General features: G+C 69.8%; 16 protein-coding genes. 6 read left to right on the forward strand and 10 right to left on the reverse strand.

The features are described from left to right. Positions 1 to 32 precede the first annotated feature (32 nt). From pcaD to pcaH, 4 genes are all read right to left on the reverse strand, one after another. Entirely contained in the window at positions 33 to 1,295 is a 1,263-nt protein-coding gene (pcaD, locus tag ACEN9H_RS12290) for a 3-oxoadipate enol-lactonase (protein ID WP_413674966.1), read from the reverse strand. Further along, complete coding sequence (pcaB, locus tag ACEN9H_RS12295) at positions 1,292 to 2,653, reverse strand: 3-carboxy-cis,cis-muconate cycloisomerase (RefSeq protein WP_413674967.1); 1,362 nt, start codon at positions 2,651 to 2,653, stop codon at positions 1,292 to 1,294. Before pcaB ends, pcaD begins: the two co-directional genes overlap by 4 nt. Positions 2,654 to 2,976: 323 nt before the next feature. Next, complete coding sequence (locus tag ACEN9H_RS12300) at positions 2,977 to 3,495, reverse strand: protocatechuate 3,4-dioxygenase (RefSeq protein WP_413674968.1); 519 nt, start codon at positions 3,493 to 3,495, stop codon at positions 2,977 to 2,979. Positions 3,496 to 3,506: 11 nt separating this feature from the next. Then, positions 3,507 to 4,199, reverse strand: a complete 693-nt coding sequence (gene pcaH / locus ACEN9H_RS12305) for a protocatechuate 3,4-dioxygenase subunit beta (protein WP_056125351.1) — start codon at positions 4,197 to 4,199, stop codon at positions 3,507 to 3,509. 142 nt (positions 4,200 to 4,341) lie between these two features. Here pcaH and ACEN9H_RS12310 point away from each other — a divergent pair, with 142 nt between their 5' ends. Beyond that, positions 4,342 to 5,106: an IclR family transcriptional regulator C-terminal domain-containing protein gene (locus tag ACEN9H_RS12310; RefSeq protein WP_413674969.1), complete on the forward strand. Its 765-nt coding sequence runs from the start codon at positions 4,342 to 4,344 to the stop codon at positions 5,104 to 5,106. Here the strand turns inward: ACEN9H_RS12310 and ACEN9H_RS12315 are convergent. Further along, positions 5,103 to 5,963: a helix-turn-helix domain-containing protein gene (locus tag ACEN9H_RS12315; protein WP_413674970.1), complete on the reverse strand. Its 861-nt coding sequence runs from the start codon at positions 5,961 to 5,963 to the stop codon at positions 5,103 to 5,105. The genes ACEN9H_RS12310 and ACEN9H_RS12315 overlap by 4 nt on opposite strands. Before the next feature lie 99 nt (positions 5,964 to 6,062). Between ACEN9H_RS12315 and ACEN9H_RS12320 the strand changes: the two genes are divergently transcribed. Then, the gene (locus ACEN9H_RS12320; RefSeq protein WP_413674971.1) at positions 6,063 to 7,229 is read left to right on the forward strand and encodes a 4-hydroxybenzoate 3-monooxygenase; all 1,167 of its coding nucleotides are present in this window, start codon (positions 6,063 to 6,065) and stop codon (positions 7,227 to 7,229) included. A gap of 13 nt (positions 7,230 to 7,242) precedes the next feature. Here ACEN9H_RS12320 and ACEN9H_RS12325 read toward each other — a convergent pair whose 3' ends face one another. The 5 genes from ACEN9H_RS12325 to ACEN9H_RS12345 all read right to left on the reverse strand — a co-directional run bounded on the left by ACEN9H_RS12325 (position 7,243) and on the right by ACEN9H_RS12345 (position 17,565). Next, the gene (locus ACEN9H_RS12325) at positions 7,243 to 9,975 is read right to left on the reverse strand and encodes a glycoside hydrolase family 2 TIM barrel-domain containing protein (RefSeq protein WP_413674972.1); all 2,733 of its coding nucleotides are present in this window, start codon (positions 9,973 to 9,975) and stop codon (positions 7,243 to 7,245) included. After that, the gene (locus ACEN9H_RS12330; RefSeq protein WP_413674973.1) at positions 9,972 to 10,928 is read right to left on the reverse strand and encodes an alpha/beta hydrolase; all 957 of its coding nucleotides are present in this window, start codon (positions 10,926 to 10,928) and stop codon (positions 9,972 to 9,974) included. Before ACEN9H_RS12330 ends, ACEN9H_RS12325 begins: the two co-directional genes overlap by 4 nt. A gap of 21 nt (positions 10,929 to 10,949) precedes the next feature. Next, entirely contained in the window at positions 10,950 to 11,831 is an 882-nt protein-coding gene (locus ACEN9H_RS12335; RefSeq protein ID WP_413674974.1) for a nucleoside hydrolase, read from the reverse strand. Then, positions 11,828 to 15,175 carry a glycosyl hydrolase gene (locus ACEN9H_RS12340; RefSeq protein WP_413674975.1) on the reverse strand — a complete coding sequence of 1,116 codons (3,348 nt, stop codon included), beginning with the start codon at positions 15,173 to 15,175 and terminating at the stop codon, positions 11,828 to 11,830. The genes ACEN9H_RS12335 and ACEN9H_RS12340 overlap by 4 nt, the downstream gene beginning before the upstream one ends. An 80-nt stretch (positions 15,176 to 15,255) precedes the next feature. Beyond that, a complete protein-coding gene (locus ACEN9H_RS12345; RefSeq protein WP_413674976.1) occupies positions 15,256 to 17,565 on the reverse strand; it encodes a TonB-dependent receptor in 2,310 nt (769 codons plus the stop codon). A gap of 238 nt (positions 17,566 to 17,803) precedes the next feature. Between ACEN9H_RS12345 and ACEN9H_RS12350 the strand changes: the two genes are divergently transcribed. The 4 genes from ACEN9H_RS12350 to ACEN9H_RS12365 are packed head-to-tail and all read left to right on the forward strand — an operon-like array spanning position 17,804 to position 21,308. Beyond that, positions 17,804 to 18,949, forward strand: a complete 1,146-nt coding sequence (locus tag ACEN9H_RS12350) for an MFS transporter (RefSeq protein ID WP_413674977.1) — start codon at positions 17,804 to 17,806, stop codon at positions 18,947 to 18,949. Further along, on the forward strand, positions 18,946 to 19,380 hold the full coding sequence (locus tag ACEN9H_RS12355) for a GlcG/HbpS family heme-binding protein (RefSeq protein ID WP_413674978.1): 435 nt from the start codon (positions 18,946 to 18,948) through the stop codon (positions 19,378 to 19,380). The genes ACEN9H_RS12350 and ACEN9H_RS12355 overlap by 4 nt, the downstream gene beginning before the upstream one ends. Then, the gene (locus ACEN9H_RS12360; protein ID WP_413674979.1) at positions 19,377 to 20,405 is read left to right on the forward strand and encodes an amidohydrolase family protein; all 1,029 of its coding nucleotides are present in this window, start codon (positions 19,377 to 19,379) and stop codon (positions 20,403 to 20,405) included. Before ACEN9H_RS12355 ends, ACEN9H_RS12360 begins: the two co-directional genes overlap by 4 nt. A gap of 9 nt (positions 20,406 to 20,414) precedes the next feature. Then, complete coding sequence (locus ACEN9H_RS12365; protein ID WP_413674980.1) at positions 20,415 to 21,308, forward strand: VOC family protein; 894 nt, start codon at positions 20,415 to 20,417, stop codon at positions 21,306 to 21,308.

A 21,308-nucleotide genomic window follows, 5' to 3' on the forward strand; every position in this document is an offset into this window, starting at 1 on the left:
CGTTATATCTTTGCAACATGTTCGTTGCGCGATTACAAACTGTCGACGAACGCCGTGACGGCAGCGACGAACGTGCCTGGCTGTTCGATGGCACCCAGGTGCGATGCCTCGGCCAGGACCTGCAGGCGCGCATCGGGGATGCCGTCCGCGAGCGTGCGCGCCATGTCGACGGGCGTGCCCTGGTCCAGTTCACCGGCCAGCACGAGCGTCGGCACGGCGATCTGTCCGAGGCGCGCCGTCGTGTCGACGCCGCCCACGGCCGCGCAGCAGCCGGCATAGCCCTGGGCATCCGTCGTGACGAGCCGCTCGCGGAATCTTGCAACCGTTGCGGGATGGGCCGCGCGGTAGCCTTCATGGAAATACCGGCCCATCACGGCGTCCGCGATGACCTCGATGCCGCGTTCCTGCACGGTCGCGATGCGCTGGCGCCAGACGTCGCGCGCCGCGTCCGGATAGCCCGACGTCGTATGCGCCAGCACGAGCGCGCCGACGAGCGCCGGGTGGCGCAGCGCCAGCTCCTGGCCCACCATGCCGCCCATCGACAGGCCGATCCACACGACCGGACCCGTATCAAGTTCGCGCAGCAGGCGCGCCGCATCGTCCGCCAGGTCGGCCATCGCGTACGGACCGGCCGGCGCATCGGAACTGCCGTGGCCGCGGTGGTCGTAGGCGATCACGCGGCAGTCGGCGGCGAGCTGGTTGGCCAGCGCATCCCACATCGTCAGGTCGCAACCGAGCGCGTGGCTCAGCACGACCGTGTGGCGGGGGCGCTTGCCGTTGCGCGGTGCGCGCACACTGTAGTGCAGGGCGGGGAGACTCGCCGTGCGGCCTTCGCGGCCCACGCCGGGATGCGTGCTGGCGAGCGGCGACGCGGGCTCCAGCGTATAGCCGATCTGCGGACCGACGTCGCGCAGGATCGCCGCCGCATGGGCGAACGCCGTGTTCGCGGCGGGCACGCCGGCATAGATCGCCGACTGCATCAGCACTTCCTTCAACTCGTCGGGCGTCAACCGGCTGTCGGCATCGCCCAGCAGCGCCGCGCGCACGTGCAGTTCGTATTCTTCCCAGCGGCCGAGCGCGATGGTGATGGCGAGGACGATCGTGCGGCGCGTCTTGCGCGGCAGGCCGGGACGGTCCCAGATGTCGTGCCACGCATAGCGGGTGATGAAATTCTGGAAGTCGGCGGTGAAGGTGTTGGCGTTCGCGAGCGAACGCTCGACCCAGGCGTCGCCGAGGACGGCGCGGCGCTGGTCCAGGCCGCGCAGCAGGTCGTGGTTGAGGGGGGCGAAGCTCATGCGATGTCTTTCTTGAGTGCGGCCAGGCGTTCGCGCGCGAGGCGTTGGGCAGGTTCGGTGGCGGCGACGGGGTCGAACAGGGCGTCGAGCCGGTTCATATCGAGTGCGCCGAGCGCCGGATCGGCGGCGATGGCGTCGCGTGCCACGTCGCGCAGGTGACGTCCATCCGCGACGGCCGTCTGCGTCATCTTCTCGACGGCTGCGTGCGCGGCGGGACGGCCAATGGCGCCCGCGACCCAGATCGACAGCGCTTCCGCCGCGACGAGGCCGTGCAATGCGTCGATATTGGCGCGCATGCGGGCCGTGTCGACCGTGAGGCCCGCAAAGGCATCGTTCAATGCGCGCAGCGCGCCGTGGGCGGACAGGAACAGCGTGGGCCACTCGGCCAGTTCCGCCTGCCAGTTGCCGAGGCCGCGCTCGTGCTGCTGGCCCATGGCGGCAAGCAGCGTCGCGGCATGCTGCGGCGTGCGCGTGGCGGCGGCCAGCGCGATCATCGACGACACGGGGTTGCGCTTGTGCGGCATCGCCGACGAGCCGCCGCGTCCGCCGCCCGAGGGTTCCGCGAGTTCGCCCACTTCCCCCTGCGCCATCAGCGCAAGGTCGGCCGCGATCTTGCCGAGGCTGCCCGTCAGCAGCGCGACCTCCAGGCCGAGCCGCACCCATTCGTCGCGCTGCGTGTGCCACGTCGCCGCCGGCGTCTTCAGGTCCAGCGCCTGCGCCATGCGGTGCGCGACGGCGGGGCCGCGTTCTCCCATCACGGCCAGCGTGCCGACGGCGCCGCCCAGCTGCAGCTGCAGGGCGTCGCCTGCCGCCGCGCGCAGGCGTGCGCGGGCGCGCACGAGCGGCGCGAGCCAGCCCGCGACCTTGAAGCCGAAGCCCGTCACCTGCGCGGGCTGCAGCAGCGTGCGCGCCAGCACGGGCGTGGCCAGGTGCGATTCGCCCAGCGCCAGCAGGCGGCGGCACAGCGCGGCGAGATCGGCGTCGAGCAGGCGCAGCGCGGTGCGCGTGACGAGCACCATCGCGCTGTCCTGCACGTCCTGGCTCGTGCTGCCCCAGTGGACAAGGCTTGCCGCCTCCCGGTCCGTCTCGGCCACCAGGCGCGTGAGTTCCTTCACGAGCGGCACGGCCAGCGTGCCGGAGCGGCGGCCGGCCGTGACGAGGGCAGGGATGTCGAAGCGGTCCGCGCGGCACGCAGCCGCGATGGCTGGCGCGGCGTGGCGGGGCAGCAGGCCTTCGTCGGCTTGCGCGCCGGCCAGCGCCGCTTCGAAGTCGAGCATGGCCTGGATGAGGGCCGCGTCGTCGAACGCGGCGATCATGTCAGGGGTGCTCAGCAGGGTGTCAAAAAGTGATAAGGCCATCGTTCTCCTCGTTTTGGCCAGATAAGACAGCACGTCGTCCCCGCGAAGGCGGGGATCCAGTTTGCAGGCTTCACGACAACGTATGCAAACTTGGGTCCCAGCCTCCGCCGGGAGTCGTTCCCGGCAGTGCCCACTAGTGTCCGGAATATTGTTTTCAAAAACCGTCAGAAATAGCATCGTCATTCCCGCGCAAGCGGGAATCCATACTGGGTATGCTAACTACGTTCTTTATTTCCACCTCGTTGGTTACAAAGAGTCGACTTCGCGCAGTCAGCATGGGTTCCCGCTTTCGCGGGAACGACGGTTATGGGGCAGCGGATTCGTCAAGCGTAGTCGAAGAACACCGTCTCTTTGTCGGTCTGCATCCAGATATCCCACCGGTACGTGCCGTCGGCGTCCTTGCGCGCGATGAGCGTGTCGCGCCGCTCGGCCGGCACCTGCGCCAGGATAGCCGATGCCGCCAGCGTCGCATCGTCCTCGAGGAACACGGCCGTGAACTGGTGCTTCGTGAGTCCGCGCGCGAACACGGTCACGTACGCGACCGGCTCGCCGGCCGGGCGTTCCGGCACCGACAGGCGCAGGCTGAATTCGCCCGCCTTGCCCGTCGGCGTGCGACGGAAGCCTGGGATTTCCTGGGCGCTTTCCGCGGCCGCCGCAGCCGGCAGCCACGCTTCGATCTGGGCGTCGTCGATCGGATTGCCGTCGCCGTCGTACAGGACGCCGTGCAGCACGATGGTCGGCGCGCTCGTCTCCAGGCGCCCGGCGGCGCAGAAGTCCACCGCCCATTGCCAGCCTTCGTGCGAGAACGGGCCGATGGTCTGCGAGGTCGTGATCTTGCTCATTATGGTTCCTTTCAGAGTCCGAACGGCGTGGCGCCGCGGCCGCGCAGGACGATGTCGAATTCGTAGCCCAGCATCTCGTCGCCCACCGTGTGGTCGAGCGAGAAGCGCGAGACCAGGCGCTGGCGCGCCGCTTCGTCGGGGATGCTGTTGAAGATCGGGTCGTACGGGAACAGCGGGTCGTTCGGAAAGTACATCTGCGTGACGAGGCGCTGGGCGTACACGTTCCCGAACAGCGAGAAGTGGATGTGCGCAGGGCGCCATGCCTTGTCGTGGTTCTTCCATGGGTACGGACCGGGTTTGATCGAGACGAACCGGTAGCGGCCGTCGTCGTCCGTCATCATCTTGCCGAAGCCGAAGAAGTTCGGGTCGAGCGGCGCGTCGTGGTTGTCGCGCTGGTGCCAGTAGCGGCCGGCCGAATTGGCCTGCCACACTTCGATCAGCGAATTGCGCACCGGCTTGCCGTCCTCGTCGACGACGCGGCCCGTCACGACGATCTTTTCGCCCAGCGGGGCGCCTTGGCCGCGGCGCGTCAGGTCGGTGTCGTGCGGAAGCAGGATGCGCGGGGCAGGGTCGATGTTGCGGCTGGTGGCGACCGGCGCATCGATGCGCAGCGCCGGCTGCAGCGGGCCGCGCTTGACGGTCGATTTATAGGCGGGATGGATGAGCTCCGGCCACACGCCGGGTTGCACGTCGTCGAATTTCACGGTGTCTCCTGATGTCGGAAGGTTGTGCGAGCCGATCCATCGTAGAAAATCGGCCGCCTCCCGACAAGACGGTCATGTCGCCCGACTTCCGCTATTCGCACGCTTTGTGCGATACTCGCACAAATCCTTGAATTTCTATACGATGGACCAGCAACCCGCCAAACGCGACATGGTCGCGGGCCTCGACAAGGGGCTGCAAGTGATCGAGGCGTTCGACCAGGAGCGCTCGCGCCTGACGATCGCCGAGGTGGCCGAACGCACGGGCCTCACGCGCGCGGCCGCGCGGCGCTATCTGCTCACGCTGACCGCGCTGGGCTATATGCGGCACGAGAACAAGCAGTTCACGCTGACGCCCAAGATCCTGCGCCTCGGCCAGTCGTACCTGCATTCGGCGCGGCTGCCGCGCATCGCGCAACCGCTGCTGTACCGGCTCGCGTACGCGCTGGGCGAGGCGGCGTCCGTCGGCGTCCTGGACCACGACGACCTCGTGTGCGTGGCCGCCGTCAGCGCGGGCCAGCTGATTTCCGCGACCTTGCAGCCGGGCACGCGCGTGCCGGCGTACTGCACGGCGAACGGGCGCATGCTGCTCGCGAGCCTGCCGCCGGAGGCGTCCGACCGTTTCCTCGCGCGCGCGACGCCGGAGCCCATCACGTCGCATACGATCGTCGACCGCGCGCGGCTGGGCGAGGAGATCGCGCGGGCCCGCGAGCGGGGCTATGCCGTCGTCGACCAGGAACTGGAACTGGGCCTACGCACGATCGCGGTGCCCGTCCGGAACTTCCGCGGCGACGTGGTGGCCGCGATGAACATCAGCGTGCACGCGGCCCGCATGAGCGTGGAGCAGATGGTCGAGCGCTGCCTGCCGGCCCTCATCCAATACCAGGTCGAGCTCAACGCCTTGCTCTAGCCGGCGCGCCGTGCGCGGTATGCCTTGGGCGTCATCCCCGCGTGGCGCTTGAAGGCGCGGCTGAAGTACGCGGGGTCCTGGAAGCCCAGTTCATAGGCGATGCTGGCCACGCTCGACGGCGCGTAGGTCAGCTTGCGACAGGCTTCCAGCATCAGCCGGTCCTGCACGATGTCGAACGCCGATTTCCCCGCCAGCTTCAGGCACAGGCGGTTCAGGCGGACGGGCGTCACGCGCAGCAGGTCGGCGTAGTGCGCGACGGGCGCGCCGTCCTTGTAGTGCTGCTCGACGGCCGCGCGGAATGCGGCGAACAGGCGGAACTCGCCGTGGCCGGACATGCTCGCGGCGCTTTGTTCCGCATGCGTGCGCGCCAGCAGCAACAGCACGCTGCGCGCCAGCCATTCCAGCATCAGCGCATTGCCCTGCTGCGGCCACGCCGCTTCCTCGACCATGTTGCGCAGCAGCGCCTCGATGCGCGCGCGCGGCTGGCGCGCCAGCGCGAGCGACAGCGGCTCGACGAACAGCGGCGCGAACAACTCGCCGTGGTGGTCGGGCGTGGCGAACAGCACGTTCTGGTCCACCGTCAGCACATAGCCCTGCGCCCCTTCCGCGAAGTCGAAACCGTGCACGACGGATGGGTGCACGGTGATCGCAACCGGTCCTTTGCGTTCCCACACGGCTTCGTCGATCGCGGCGCGCACGCTCCCCTTCAGTAGAAAAAGTACCTGGAACAGGCCAGGGTGCGTATGGCGCGCGATGTGCCAGTCGTGCAGGCGGCTGCGCGTCTCGATCAGTTCGACGTGTACGGCTTCCGCCGGCGTCTGCTCGCCGTACAAGGCGAAGCGGGGAAATGTGGCCATGTCAAAAAAGTACAAGGATTCGCTAACTTCATCCATTCTAAACGCGGCCGCGCGCCACTAGCATGGACGTCGACAAGAATTTTTAACAAGGAGACGAATATGCGTACCCAGGTCGCCATCATCGGCGCCGGCCCGGCCGGACTGTTGCTGTCCCATCTGCTGCACCTGCAGGGCATCGAATCGGTCGTGCTCGAAACCCGTACCCGCGACGAGATCGAGTCGACGATCCGTGCCGGCGTGCTGGAGCAGGGCACGATGGACATCCTCAACGAGACGGGCGTCGGCGCCCGCATGCGCGCGGAGGGCGCGCTGCACCACGGCTTCGAACTCGCGTTCGACGGCCGCCGCCACCGTATCGACCTGACGGAACTGACGGGCAAGGCGATCACCGTCTACGCCCAGCACGAAGTGATCAAGGACCTCGTCGCCGCCCGCCTCGAGGCCGGCGCGCGGATGCTGTTCGGCGTGCGCGACGTGGCGCTGCACGGCGTCGACACGGACCGCCCGCACGTCACGTTCACGCGCGACGGCGGGGAAGAGCGCATCGACGCCGACTTCATCGCCGGCTGCGACGGCTTCCACGGCGTGACGCGTCCCGCGCTGCCGCAAGAGGGCCGCAACGATTACCAGCGCGTGTACCCGTTCGGCTGGTTCGGCATCCTCGTCGAGGCGCCGCCGTCGGCCCCGGAGCTGATCTATGCGCGCCACGAACGGGGCTTCGCCCTCGTCAGCACGCGCTCGCCGACGGTCCAGCGCATGTACTTCCAGTGCGACCCGAAGGACAACGTCGACAACTGGTCGGACGACCGCATCTGGGCCGAGCTGCATGCGCGCCTGGAAAACCGCGACGGCTGGCAGGTCACGGAAGGGAAGATCTTCCAGAAGAATATCGTCGCGATGCGCAGCTTCGTCTCGACGCCGATGCAGTCGGGCCGGTTGTTCCTGGCCGGCGACGCCGCCCACATCGTGCCGCCGACGGGCGCCAAGGGCATGAACCTCGCGGTGTCCGATGTGCGCCTGCTGGCGGCGGGCCTGGACGCGTTCTACCGCCGGGGCAGCGCCGAACTGCTGGACCGCTACACGGACGACGCGCTGAAACGCATCTGGCGCGCCGAGTACTTCTCGTGGTGGATGACGAGCATGCTGCACACGTTCGCGGATGCGTCGCCGTTCCAGCGCGAGGTGCAGCGCGCGGAGCTCGAGAACGTCGTGAGCTCGCGCGCGCTGTCGACGGCGCTGGCGGAGAACTACGTCGGGGCGTTCTGACGGCCGCGTACGTTCACAGGCGCTCGATCGCGAGGTTCGACAGCACGGCCTCGCCGGCCGCCGGCACGAAGTCGAGTCGCAGGCTGCCGTCCGTCACCTCGACTTCGAACGCGCGCACGATCGCCGTCGCGGGGGCGCCCGCCACCGCCACGATGTCCAGGTCGGCGATCCGCGTCGTGCCGTCGGCGTCCACGCGGAATCGTCGCGCGCCCGGCTGCGCGGTGCGGTCCGGCTCGAGGAAACCCAGCCGGACGCGGTAGCGGCCGTCCGGCAGCGGAATGCGGTAGCCGAACGTGCCATGCCGTACCGCCGCCCACAGCGCGGCATCGCGCGCATCGGCGACATGCGCGTCCGCGACGTTCGCGACCCGTACGCCGAAGCGGGGGCCGTAGGGCGAATCGAGTTCCAGCGGCGTCCCCTGGCCGCCTGTGAAAAAGTTGTCCGATCCGTAACGGTGGCCGGCCGCCGACACGAGCCCGGTGGCGATCTGGCCCGCCGCCAGGTAGACGTTGCGCGCATTGTCCGGCGCCAGCGTCCACTGCACCGTGTCGACGACGGTGGCGCCGCCGTGCATGCCGCGGGCTTCCAACCGGTTGGCGCCTTCGTCCAGCGTGACGTGCGCGAACACGCAGGTGCGCTGCGGGCAGTCGGCCGCGGCGCGCGTACCGATCGCGCGGCCGTTCAGCAGCAGATGGACGGTAGCGGCATTCGAATAGACGCGCACGTCGGTCGTGCGGTACGCGCGCTCCGTATAGCGGCGCCCCGTGATGTACGTGACGGGGGCGGCGCTCCAGTTCGCCTTGTAGAACCAGAACGGATCCTTGCGCGTCGCGCGGTCGAAGGTGACGAGGCCTTTCGTGTTGGTGCCGCCGATGTCGCCCTCGTGGCGGGTGCCGGAGCCGAAATCGAACATCGACCAGACGAACGTGCCCCACAGGTAGTCGCGCCTGGCCAGCGCCGCGTAGATCTGCTCGTGCACATGGCTCGCGTAGCCTTCCGGCTGCCAGACGACGCGGGTGCGGCCGTGCATGTCCATGCTGCCCACCAGGCCGCCGAGCGGGTTGTCGGTCTGGTGCGACAGCGCCGCGCCGGCGCCGTATTCGGACACGCCGAGGGGCTGCGCCGGATACTTCGCGTGGAAACGGTCGAGCGCCGCGCCGAACGCATCGCCGCCGCCGGGGTAGTACCACAGGTGGTAGCGATTCACGGCCCAGATGTCGGTGATGCCGCCGGTCGCCAGCACCGGGAACATCGGGCCGACGATCGGATAGTCCTCGTTGAAGTCGGCGAGCGTCGTCGGACGGCCCGGATCCTCCTGCTTCGCCAGCGCGTGCAGGCGGCGCAGGACCGGCGTGACCGTGTCGGCGCCGGCGCACGTGCCGCCCATCGCGACTTCGTTGGCGATCGACCACATGGCGATGCCGGGGTGGTTGTACTGCTGGCGCACCATTTCGCGCAGTTGCTCGTCGAGGTTGTCGAGGAAGGCCGGCGGGATCGGCGCGCCGGCCCCGCAGTCCGCCGGCGTCAGGCTGCGCTCGACGAAAGGCAGTTCCGACCAGACGACGAGGCCGAGCCGGTCGGCCTCGTCGTAGGCGTGGGCGGCGTGCGGGTAGTGGGCCAGGCGGACGGCATTCGCGCCCATCTCGCGCACGAGGGCCAGGGAGGCGTCGATCTCGCGCGGTCCGATGGCCCAGGCCTTGTCCTGCCAGTCCTGGTGCAGGTTCACGCCGTGCAGGCGCAGCGGGCGGCCGTTCAGGAACAGGCCGGCCTGCGCGTCGAAGCGGTATTGGCGGATGCCGAACGGCTGTTCGACCCGGTCGAGCAGGCGGCCGCCGCGATCGACCAGGTCCACGCGCAGGCGGTACAGATAGGGATCGTCCACGCCTTGCCATACATGGGGACGAGCGACGTCCAGGGCCAGCTCGGCGCGGGCGTGCGCAGCTGCGGGCACCGTCCGGCGTGCCGCCGCCACGGTCCGGCCGGCCGTGTCGAACAAGGCAGCGCGCAATGTCAGCCCGGTGCGCTGCGTGCGGTCGTCCTCGACGTCGGCGCGCACGCGCAGCCGTGCGCGGGCGGGCGAAAGCGTGATCGTGTCCGCATACACGCCGCCGGCGCCGTGGTCGCCCAGCGCGAGGTGCGCGCGCGCAGGCGTTTCGATCAGGGACACGCCGCGGTACAGGCCCCCCGCCATGTTGAAGTCGCCGCCCAGCGGCGCGACGGCAGTCGGGTCGTCGCCGTGCAGCGGCGTGCTGTTGTCGACCTTGACCAGCAGGACGTTGCGTCCGGCGGCGAGCTTGCCGGTGACGTCGAAGCGGAACGCCGTGAACGCGCCGCGGTGGCGGCCGAGGTAGCTGCCGTTCAGCCACACGTCGGCAACGATGCTCGCGCCGTCGAATTGCAGCCAGGCGTTCGCGGGTGCGGTGTTCCGTTCGAATTCGAGGCGATACCAGCCGCGCCCGCGCTTGTAGGGCTTGCTGTCCGGGCCGGTCTGCGCCGTACTCGCGGCGTCGGACCGATTCCACGTGTGCGGCAGGACGACGGATGTCCAGCCGGTGCCGTCCGCGGCGGCGGCGGCCGCGTCGGTCAGCGCATCGTCCTGCACGAATTTCCAGCGCTCGGTCAACGGCGTCGTGCGGCGGGCGGCGTCGCCGGCGGCCGCGCCGCTCGCTCCGCCCTGGCAGGCCAGCAGGGCGGCCAGCGCGATAGCGCGGACCGCAACAGGAAGGCGAAGCGTCGCGGTCTTCATTGCGGCACCAGCTTCGACGCCTGCATCCACTGCACGAAATGCTCGATCCAGTGGTCCGACGTCGTGCCCATGCGGCGCATGCCGAAGCCATGGTCGCCGGCCGCGTACACGTGCAGCTCGGCGGATTTGCCGGCCGCGCGCCAGTCCTCGAAGATCGGGATGCTGGCCTGGCCGCGCAGGCCGTCGTCTGCCGCGACCGCGAGAAAAATGGGCGGTGCGTCGCCGGGTACCGGGCGCTTCGGTGCACTGCCATAGATCACGCCGATGAAATCGGGGCGGCTGGCCGCATCGTAGGCGGTGGCGACGTCCATTGTCACGCGGCCGCCGGCCGAAAAGCCGACCATGCCGATACGCTTCGTATCGATCCCGTAGTCGGCCGCATGCGCGCGCACCCAGCGCAGCGCCGCGAGCCCGTCGTCCTGCGCCTGCGCCACGGCCGGCGTATCGATGGCGCTGTCCTTGCCATGTTGCGCGATGCCGCCGAAGCGTTTCGCGACGACCTGCATGAAAGCGGCTGGATCCTGCGGCGTCGGGTCGAGCCGGTATGCCAGCACGAAGCAGGTGACGCCGCGTTCCGCCAGCCGGCGCGCCACGAGCAGGCCTTCGTTGTCGAACGACAGGCTGAGGAAGGCCCCGCCGGGCGCGATCACCAGCGCCGTACCGTTGGCCTGGCCGGGCGGCGGCAGCACCGGATACAGTGCCGGCTGCGTCACGTTGCGCAGGGTCGTCTGGCCGAACATGGTCTCCCACATGTCGGTCGCACGCGAGCCGGCGGCGGACAGGGGAATCGGCGGGATGGATGGGGCGGGGGCCGGACGTGGCGGATTGGCTTGCGCCATGCGCACGAAGTCGTCGAGGCCGGACTTGCGGGGCGTGTTCTGCGCGTGCGCGCCGGCCGCGAGCAGCATGAGGGCGGCCGCGCAGACCTGGCGGATGGGGATGGAACGGTGCATGTCGTCTCCTTGTCGTTGTCGTCAGGCGCGTCTGGCGTGCGCGCGCAGCAGGGCGGTGAAATCGGCGAAGTTGAGTTGCGGGTCGAGCGAATGTGCCATGCGGATCTCGCGGCCCCCGGTCGTGCGTGTGGTGAAGGGCGTGGCGGCGGGATCGAACGCCGTCGCGGTAACGAGGGGACTGTCGCCGAACGTCAGCGTGCCGCCGAGGCGCACGAACGGCGGCAGGTGGCGGTACTGGTCGACGAGCCAGCGCGCGAGCGGCGAGACCGGTGCGACCTCGGCATTCAGGGTCGCGACCGATACCTGGAAGCGCCGGTATTCCTCGGCGGGGATCTGCAGGACCGGAATCCGTGTTTCCTCGAGCACGAAGCGGGCCGCGGCGACGTCGGTCGCCAGGTTGTACTCGGCGCCGTCGTCCCCGGCAGCCGTCCCGCCGATCCACACGAGGCGCATGCGTTCCGCGATCGCCGGCTGCAGGCGCAGCGCGGCCGCCACGTTCGTCAGCGGTCCGCCGCACGCGAGGACGAGCGGCAGCGGATCGTCGCGCAGGGCTGCGTCGACGATCGCCTGCGCGGCGCCGTCCGCCACGACCGGCGGACGCAGGCCGAGCCCGGCCAGCCGCAGCAGCGCGCGTGCGCGCCGCGCCCCGTCCTGCGCCGTGCGTTCCGGATCGAGACCGGCCATGCGCGCCAGCCTGGGGTCCAGCGCGGACGCCGTCACGAGCACGGTGCGCGTCGCCGGTGCCAGCAACTGGTGCGCCAGGGCGACGAGGCCGTCCGGATCGCCGGCGAAGTCGTTGTCGACGATGACGCGGGCCAGAGGACGCTGGACGATGCCCGGCCGGCCTAGGGCCTGCGCGAGCGGGAGGGCCGCGAGGCAGCCCAGCAGGTGGCGCCGCTTCATTGGCGCACCTTCAGCGTGACGCGACCGATCAGGCCGGACGGCCGCAGCGGCGCATCCGCCTTGTACGTGGGCGCGGCCGTGAACGTGACCTTCGTGGCGCCCGGCTGGGCGTCGCCGATCAGGCGGTTCACCCACAGGTTGGCGACCCGCACCTCCACCGTGTTGGCGCCGGCGACGACGAGCGAACCCACGTCGACCTCGTACGGCGGCTTCCACGCGATGCCCGCGGGCTTGCCGTTGACGAGGACTTCGGCCACGTCGCCGACCCGGCCCAGGTCGAGCTTCGTCGGCGTGCCCGGCGTCACGCCTGGCGGCAGCGTGAAGGTGCGCGTATAGACCGACGTCCCCGAGAAGTACCTGACTTGCGGATCGGCGCTGGCGGCGAGCGACCCGGTCGTGCCGTGCGCGACCGCCGCCGGCGCCGCGAGGCCGTCGAAGCGGATCGCCCAGTCCCCGGCCAGCGTGGCGGCCTCGGACCACGACGGCGTCTGGACGGTGACGGCCGGCGCGGCGGCCGGCCGGCGGAACACGACGAACACGGCATCGTTCGCGCCCAGCGCCAGCGGCACGACGGTCGCGTCCTGGTCCGTACGATAGCTCGCGGGTTCCGTACGGCCCGTGTCCGCATGCCAGAATTCGGCCGCCTTGCCGCGCACGTTGAAGCGGGCTTCCGTGTTCACGGCCTTGCCGGAACGGTTGGTGACGAAGTACACGTCGCCGTCGGCCAGCTTGCGGTGGACGAACAGCAGCGGCGTATCGGTACCCTGGACGCTGAAGTCCGGCTTCCGGCCGGCCTGCGCCAGCGCGGCTTCCACGTCGCGGCCGGCAACGACGCGGCCCTTGCCGACGCGGGTGACGGGCGCGCCGCTCCACATCTGCCTGACGAGCGACGCGAACGCGGCCGGATCGTCGGCCAGGCCGGGCGTGGCGACGGGCGCGGTACCGACGATCGTCGCGCCCTGCGCCGCCAGTGCGTGCAGCCGGCGCAAGGTGGCGACGGTCATGCGCGCGCTCGACCCGCCCAGGTACAGCACGCGGTAGCGCGCGCCGCTGGCCGACACGAGGTCGCCGTCCTTCACCGACAGCCGCTGCACCAGGGCGTCCGCGTTGACGAAGTCGTAGGCGTAGCGGCGCGGTGCGTCCGCCGGCTGGCCGTGCCTGTACAGTGCGACGAGCGGCGCTTCCTCGCCGTAGAAATAGGCGACGTCCGCGTAGAAACGGCCCTGCTGCAGCATCCAGCTGCTGCGCGCCATGTAGTCGACCCATGGCCGCGCCATGCCGGCCCAGGTCTCGTTGCGGTTGAAATACTGGCCGAAGATGGCCAGCGACAGGCCGGGCTTCCGGTCGTCCTCCAGCGGCTGGTGCACCGACGTGTGGATGACCGGGAGGTTCACGCCGCTGGCGAATTCCATGTCGATCATCGGGCGCAGGTCGCTCGGCGCGAACGCCCACGGCGCCATCGCGCTCGTCATGGATTCCGCGGCGACGAGGTTCTGGCCATAGATGTGCGACACCGAGGCGGCGCCGCGCATGTCGGCGATCGCGGTCGGGTTCGGGCCGAACTCCGGTCGATACGTCCACATCGCGGCCATCGGGACGTTCGCATGGCTGCGCATCGCCATGTCGTCGCCCAGCGTGACGCGCGCGCTTTCCAGCGCTTCGCCGTACACCTTCAGGCCGCGTTCGCGCGCGACGGCGGCCACCGTGCCATAGTGTTCGCCGGCCATCAGGTCGGCGAGGGTGCGGCGCCAGTCGTACAGGAAGGCGTCGGTGCGGGCGCGGGTGCCGATGACGACGCCCGTCAGCGCCGGCAGCCACGGGCGCGCGTCGTAGCCGCGCAGGCGCTGGAACTGTTCCAGCAGGCGCGGCGTCCAGTTCGACGACCCGACTTCGATCGAGTCCGTCACGATGGCGCGCACGCCATGCGCGCCGACGAGGTCCTTGCCGGCCGCCTGCTCGTACTTTGCCAGATAGGTGTCCAGGTAGCGTCGCACCGCGCCGCCGTCGTACTTGTCGACCTCGAGGCCCGTCGCTTCCTTCGTGGCCGCGTGGTTTTCCGTCCCCGTGAGCGACCACGCGAGGCGCACGATCTTCCAGGTGCCGGGCGGCGGCGTCCAGTCCAGCGTGCCGTCGGCGCGCACCTTGCCCGTGAGGTCGACGATGGCGGCCGGATCGACGCCGGCCTCGCGCGGGTCGAGACCCGCATCCAGTGCGAAATAGTCGTCGACGGTCGCGAAGCCGGCCTTGGCCTCGAACTGGTTGACCTTCGGCTCGCCCGACAGGACCAGTTGCGCGAGGCGCAGTCCCTTGGCCTGGCCGATCGCACCGAACGGCCCCGTGTCGGCGCCCGCCACGGGCATGAACTGGGGGTTCGGCACGGGCGGCTTCGCGCTGGCCACGACGCGGAAACGGGCCGCCGTGACCGGCGCGAAGCCCGCGCTGGCGGGGACGCCGGCCAGCGCCAGGTCCGCGACCTTGCGCCAGCGCGTCCCGTCCGCGCTCGCTTCCAGCACGGCCTGGTACGCCGAGCCCTCGAACATCGACCCCGCGCCCGGCGCGAAGATCGTGGCCGAGCGGATGGTCTGCGGTGCCGGATAGTCCAGCGTGACGACGACCGGGCGGTCGGCCGTGGGCGCCGCGAGTTCGGCCGCCGGCTCTTCGGTCGCCGCCGCCAGCTTGCGCGCGTCGAGGGCCAGGTCGCCGGCGCGGATGGCGGGTGACGGGAGTTCGGCTGCGTCGACCGGATACGCGTAGACCGCGATGTCGCCGCCCGTGCGCGCGAGCGCCTCGGGGCTCGGCCGCTGGCCCATGATGTCCGGCTGGACGAACAGATCCTGGAACGGTCCCGTCGTGCGCGGCGCGGCGGGCAGGGGCGCCGCCAGCGGCTTGCCGCCGTCGACCGTGGTTTCGCTCCACACCAGCTTCTTCATGCCGTCCTCGGGCCGTACCCACGGGCCGCCCGTCTCGCTCCAGCCGGGCGACGCGGCGATGCCGAATTCCAGGCCGTGGCGTTCCGCCTCCTGCGCGGCGAAGCGGAACGCGTCCGCCCATTCGGGACTCATGTACGGCAGGCGCTTCGGCACCAGTTGGGGCGTCATCATCTCGGCGTCGAAATTCTGCAGGCCGCCGAGGCCCGACTTCGCCATCCAGTCGATGTCCTTGGCGATGCCGTCCTTGGTGATGTTCCCGTTCAGCCAGTGCCACCACACGCGGGGGCGGGCGCTTTGCGGGGGATAGTCGAAGCCGGATGCGACCGGGTCGGCGGCCGCCCATGCGGGTGCGGACAGGCAGGCGAGGGCGGCGGCGGCGGCGATCAGGCGCAGGGGTTGAATGTGTGCGGACATGGCGTGGTTCGTCGTGGGTCTTCCATCAATGGGAACGCGGCCGGACGCCAGGCGTCGCGGCCGCGCGGGACATCATGCGGTCAGAAACGGTAGTCGAGCGTCACGCCGATACGGCGGAACGAGTTCTCGCCGAGGCTGTAGGCGAAGCCGGAGCCGGCGCCCTTGCCGGGCAGCGGGTAGATGATGGCGTTCGGAACGCGCTTGTCGCCTAGGTTGCGGTCGTACACCTCGATGCCCCATTTGTCGTCAGGGGAACGCAGCGCGACGCGCAGCGACGCGGTGGAATGGCCGCCGTAAGCGCATTCGGCGTCGAGAGAATTGCAGAGCCGCACGCGGCTCTTGTAGACGATGTCGCCGCCCAGCTTGAGTTCATAGTCGCCCGGCAGCGTCCAGCTGTAATCGCCGTTCAGCGTCACCTTGTTGCGCGGCGAGTACAGGAGACGCTGGCCGCCGACGTTCTGATTGTCGAAGCTGAAACCGGCCGGGTACGCGGTGTCGAGGATCATCGCGACCGAGAGGCCCAGCTGCAGTTCCGGCAGCGGGCGCGCGCGGATGTCGGCCTCGACACCCTTGCTCGTCACGCTCGGCACGTTCAGCGGGATGCAGGAGAGGGCGCCGACGGCCGTCAGGGTGCAGTTCTGCTCCTGGAAATCCTTGATCTTCGTGTGGAACGCGGCGACGTCCACGTCCAGGCGGCGGTTCAGGAACGACATCTTGGAGCCGATCTCGACACTCGTCGGCAGTTCGGGCTTGACGATGTAACCGGCGAACGTGCCCGAGGCGCTGGCCTGGTTGACGGGCGTGTCGTTGTCGATCTGCGGACCCTTGTAGCCGCGGCTGACGGTGGCGTAGAGATTCGCGTCCTTCGTGAGCGTGTGCTGCAGCCCCAGCTTGCCCGACACATTCGACTCGCTCGCGCTGCCGCTGGCCGACTTGACGGTTGCCGGCAGCGCGAAGCCCTGGAAGCTCACGACGCTGCTCTGCGTGAATCGCGACGACACGCTGTCGCGGGTATAGCGCAGGCCGGCGATGACGTTCGTCGAATCGGTCAGGCGGTACGTGGCCTGGCCGAACACCGCCTTCGTCGTCAGGTTCGCATACTGCAGGTTGTTGGTGGCGATCGAGCGGGGTACCGGCGGCGACGGCAGCGCGGGATTCGGTTCGATCAGCACGTTGGCGTTCTTGTCGTTGGTGGAGTCGGCATAGAACAGGCCCGCCACGTAGTCGAGCGTCTGCTTGCCGGGCGATGCGATGCGCAGCTCCTGCGAGACCTGGCGCGCATTCTTGTACGGATCGTGGTTGGACACCTTGTCGTACGACGTCGACATGCCGATATTGACGCTTTCCGGGCCCTGCTTGCGCGTGCGGTAGGCCGTGATCGACGTCAGCGTGTCGCCGCTGGCCAGTGTCCAGTCGACCTGACCCGAGAAGCCGCGCACCTGGGCGCGCGTCAGTTCCTCGCCGTCCGAACAGACCTGGTTGTTCGTCTTCGAGACGGTCACGCCGCAGGCAGCGAATTCGGCGGCCGGCTGGTGGTTGCCCGCCGTGTTAGTGGCATAGGCGACGGACGGGGCGAAGAACACGGCGTTCTCGCTGCGCGTGTTCGACGCGTCCGCGATCAGGTTGACGGCCACGTCGCGGTTCGGCTTGAGCAGGTAGCGGATGCGCGCGCCGCCGTTGTCCGTGACGCTGTCCTCGCCGGTCAGCACGTTGTGGTAGACGCCCTTGTTGCGCTCGGCGATGCCGGAGATGCGCAGCGCGGAGATGTCGTTCAGCGGGACGTTGCCCGTGGCGCGCACGGCCGCACCGTGGTCGCCCTTGAATTCCAGCTGCACGTTGCCGCCGCTGTCGCCGATGATCGGCGCCTGCGTCGCCATGTTCAGTACCCCGGCGGACGCATTCTTGCCGAACAGCGTGCCCTGCGGGCCGCGCAGCACTTCGACGCGGGCCATGTCCAGCATCAGGCCGCTGGCGGTGGCGCCCAGCGGCACGCCGTCGACGACGACGCCGACCGAGCTTTCGGCCGACAGGGTGAACACGGCGGTGCCGATGCCGCGGATCGACGCGCTGCCGCCGGCGCCGCCGGTCTGCTGGTCGCCGAACTCCAGCGATGCCGCCGTCTTGGCGAGGTCGCCGATGTCCTTGACGCCGGCACGCTCCAGCTGCGCGGCGTTGACGACCGTGATGGCCACGGGGACTTCCTTGATGCTCTGGCTGCGCTTTTGCGCGGTGACGACGACGGTCTCGATGCCTTTCTCGATCTTCGCCGCGGCGTCCGGGCTGGCGCCGCTGTCGCCGGTCTGGGCGTGGGCCGGGTTCCAGATCGCGGCCAGGCTCATGGACAGGATGGTCAGCGAACCGATCGCCGAGGTGGTGCGGGATGCGTGCATGTTGTCTCCTAGTGTGGCCAGTCGATGCCGGCCATGTTGTATTCAGGCGAATCGAGTATAGGTACGGTCCTCGGCCATTCCAAAGCCGTATTCCGTGATACCTGCTATCGACGTTGGCGGGTGATGATCAAATGGCTGATCGATCGGATTCGCTGATACGTCCTATCGAAACTCTGGTCTTCGGGATGCCTGCGCGCGCTGCTATCGTTTTCATACAAAAAAAGCGAGGAGACATCCCATGCACACTTCCCCCGAGGCGGGCCGCGGCCGCGCCGCGCTCATGCTGTGCCATTTCGCCGGCATGGTCGACCTGGTCGCGCTGCCCGTGTGGGTCGGCACGCTCGCCCAGCATCACGGTTTCGATCTTGAACACGCGGGCATGATCGTCACGGCGTTCCTGCTGGGCGCGGTCGGCGCGAGCCTCGTGGCGGCGCCGCTCTATACAAGGTTGCCGCGCGCCGCCTGCGCATTCGGCGGCTACGCCGTCGCGGCGCTGGCATTTCTCGCCGCGTCGCGGGTGGCCGGTTTCGGCGCGCTCGCCGCGCTGCACCTCGTCGCCGGCATCGCGACGGGCACCGCTTTGTCGGTCACGCACGGCACCATCGGGCGCAGCGCCAATCCGCACCGGCTGTTCGCCATGGCCGGGACGGCGCTGGGCATCGGTGCGGTGATCTTCTATGCCGCCGTGCCACCCGCCGTCGCCGCGCATGGCGGGCCGGCACTGTTCCTCGTGTTCGCCGGCCTGATGGGCGCGGCGGCGCTGGCGTGTGCTTTCGGTTTTCCGAATGTTGCGACCGGCGCTCGTGCGCCGTCGGCGGCGCCGCTGCCCCGCGCGGCCTGGTGCGCGATCCTCGGCGTGGGCTGCCTGGCGCTGAACCAGGCGCTCACGTTCAGCATGCTGGACCGCATCGGCGTGCTGCGCGGCTTCGGGCAGGACAAGGTGAACGGCGTGCTCGTCGTGTGCGGCCTCGTTAACCTGCTGCCGGCCGCCGTCGCCGGCATGCTGCAGAAGCGCCTCAATCCCGTGCGGGTGGCCATCGTCGCCGCGCCGCTGCAGGCCGCGCTGGCGCTCGTCGTCACGCTGTCCGCCGACTTCCTGCCGTATGCGCTGGCCGGCGCCATCTACCCGGCCGTGCTGATCTTCACCCACACCTTTCTGTTCGGGCTGATCGCCCGGCTGGACCCGAGCGGCCGCGCGCTGGCCTCGACGCCCGCGATGATGATGACCGGTTCCGCGATCGGTCCCGCGCTGGCCGGCTCGGTCGCGATGCGCGCCGGCTTCGGCGGCCAGGCGCTGCTGGCCGTCCTGGTCAGCGCCGCCGCCACGCTCTGCTTCGCCCTGGTGGCGAGCCGCGCCCACCCATCACTGAAGGAGGCAATATGAACCCATCCAATCCACTCACCCTGGCGCAGGCGAGCGCGATCCTCGCCGCCGCGGTCGCGGCCGCGCGCGCCGACGGCTTGCCGCCGGTGGCGGTCGCGGTGCTGGACGCGTCCGGCCACACCGTCGCCCTGCAGCGCGAGGACGGCGCCACGCCGCTGCGCGTCGACATCGCCATCGGCAAGGCCTACGCGGCCGCCGGCATGGGCGTCGCCAGCCGCGTGCTGCACCAGCGCGCGCAGGACAATCCCGTGTTCTTCAACGCGCTGGCCTCGTCCAGCCAGGGGAAATTCATCCCGCAGGCCGGTGCCGTCGCGATCCGGGCGGCGGACGGCACCCTGCTGGGCGCCGTCGGCGCCAGCGGCGGCACGGGCGCCCAGGACGAGGCCATCTGCGCGGTGGGCGTGAACGCGGCGGGCCTGGTGGCCGCATGAGCGTGGCGCACGACCATACGGCCGGCTGCGCGTGCGGGATCGACGTGCATGCCCACGTGATTCCGCGCGACCTGCCGCGCTACGTGGGCAACCGCTTGCCGCCCGACTGGCCGGCTATGGCGCCGGCGCATGCGTGCCACCGCCACGTGATCATCCAGGGCAGCGTGTACCGGACCGTGTCCGAGCGCGCGTGGAGTGCCAGCCGCCGCATCGAGGACATGGACCCGATGGGGCTCGCCGTGCAGGCCATCTCGCCGATGCCGGAACTGCTGTCGTACTGGATGGAACCCAACGCCGCGGCCCAGCTGCTGCGCTACATGAACGAACAGATCGCGAGCATGGCCGCGCTGTCGGGAGGGCGCCTCGTCGGCATGGGCGCCGTGCCGCTGCAGGACCTCGACCTCGCGCTGGCGGAGCTGGACCACGTCGCCGATCGGCTCGGGTTCAAGGCCATCGAAGTGGGCAGCAATGTCAACGGCAAGGCGATCGGCAGCCCGGAATTTGCACCGTTCTTCGCGGCCTGCGCGGACAAGGGCGTGGCCGTGTTCGTGCATGCGTTGAAGCCGGCCGGCGCCGACCGCCTCGTCGGCCCGGACAAGCTGCTGCCCGCGCTGGCGTATCCGACCGACGTGGGCCTGGCCGCCGCCTCCGTGCTGACCTCGAACCTGATCGGCCGCATTCCGGATTTGAAAATGGCGTTCAGCCACGGCGGCGGCACGCTCGCGTCGCTGCTGCCGCGCCTCGAACAGGCACGCCAGGTGTTTCCGGCGCTGGCCGATGCGATGCCGGAGAGTCCGTCGACGCAGGCGCGCAGGCTGTTCTACGACACGCTCGTGTTCGACGCGCCTGCCTTGCGTTATCTGGTCGACCGTTTCGGCGCGTCGCAGCTGATGATAGGCACCGATTACCCGTTCGCCTTCCACGACGCGCGTCCCGTCGACAGCATCGCCGCGGCCGTCGGCGACGCGGACGTGCGCGCCCAACTCGCCACCCGTAACGCCGCCCGGTTCCTCGGGCTCGAATAAGGAGTCAACATGCCCGCATCCCCCGCCGGCCAGCTGCGCAGCATCGCCATCGGGGTCACCGACCTCGATGCCGCCGAGCGCTTTTATAACGATACCTGGCATTTGCAGACCGTCGCGAAGACGGCGGACGCCGTCTACCTGCGCGGCGCCGGCCGGTTCCACCATATTCTCGCGCTGCACCGCAGTGCCACGCCCGATGTCCGCAACGTGACGTTCACCGTGGCGGCGCGTGCCGATCTCGATGCGATCGCGGCCCGCACGCCGGATGCCGGCGGCCGCGTGCTGGCCGGGCCTGCCGACGTCGACGAGCCGGGCGGCGGCACGGCCGTCACGATCGCCGACCCGCAAGGACGTGTCCTGCGTTTCGTGCACGGCGACGAGCGCCATGCGGAAAGCGCGCGCGCCGATGCGCCGAGCCGCATCACGCACGTCGTGTTCAATAGCGCTGACGTGGCGGTCGCACAGCGCTTCTTCGAGGAGGCGCTCGGGTTCCGCCTGTCCGACCGCACGAAGATCATGGCCTTCATGCGCTGCAACAGCGACCACCACAGCATCGCGCTCGCGGACAGCAACGCGGACACGCTGAACCACATCGCCTTCGTCATGGCGGACCTGGACGCCGTGATGCGCGGCGCCGGCCGCATGCGCGACGCCGGCTGGCCCATCGAATGGGGCGTCGGCCGCCACGGCCCGGGCAACAACGTCTTTGCCTACTTCGTCGGTCCGGACGATTTCGTCATCGAGTACACGGCCGACGTGCTGCAAGTCGACGACGCGTACAAAGTTGGCGGGCCGTCCGACTGGCAGTGGCCGCCGGGCCGCTTCGACCAGTGGGGCGTGTCGCAGCCGCCGTCGGAGCGCATCAAGCAGGCGCAGAAAACCATCCGTTTCATCGAACAGTAA

This window comes from Massilia cellulosiltytica (assembly GCF_047325105.1).
In the GTDB taxonomy this organism is placed as follows: Bacteria; Pseudomonadota; Gammaproteobacteria; order Burkholderiales; family Burkholderiaceae_D; genus Telluria; species Telluria orientalis.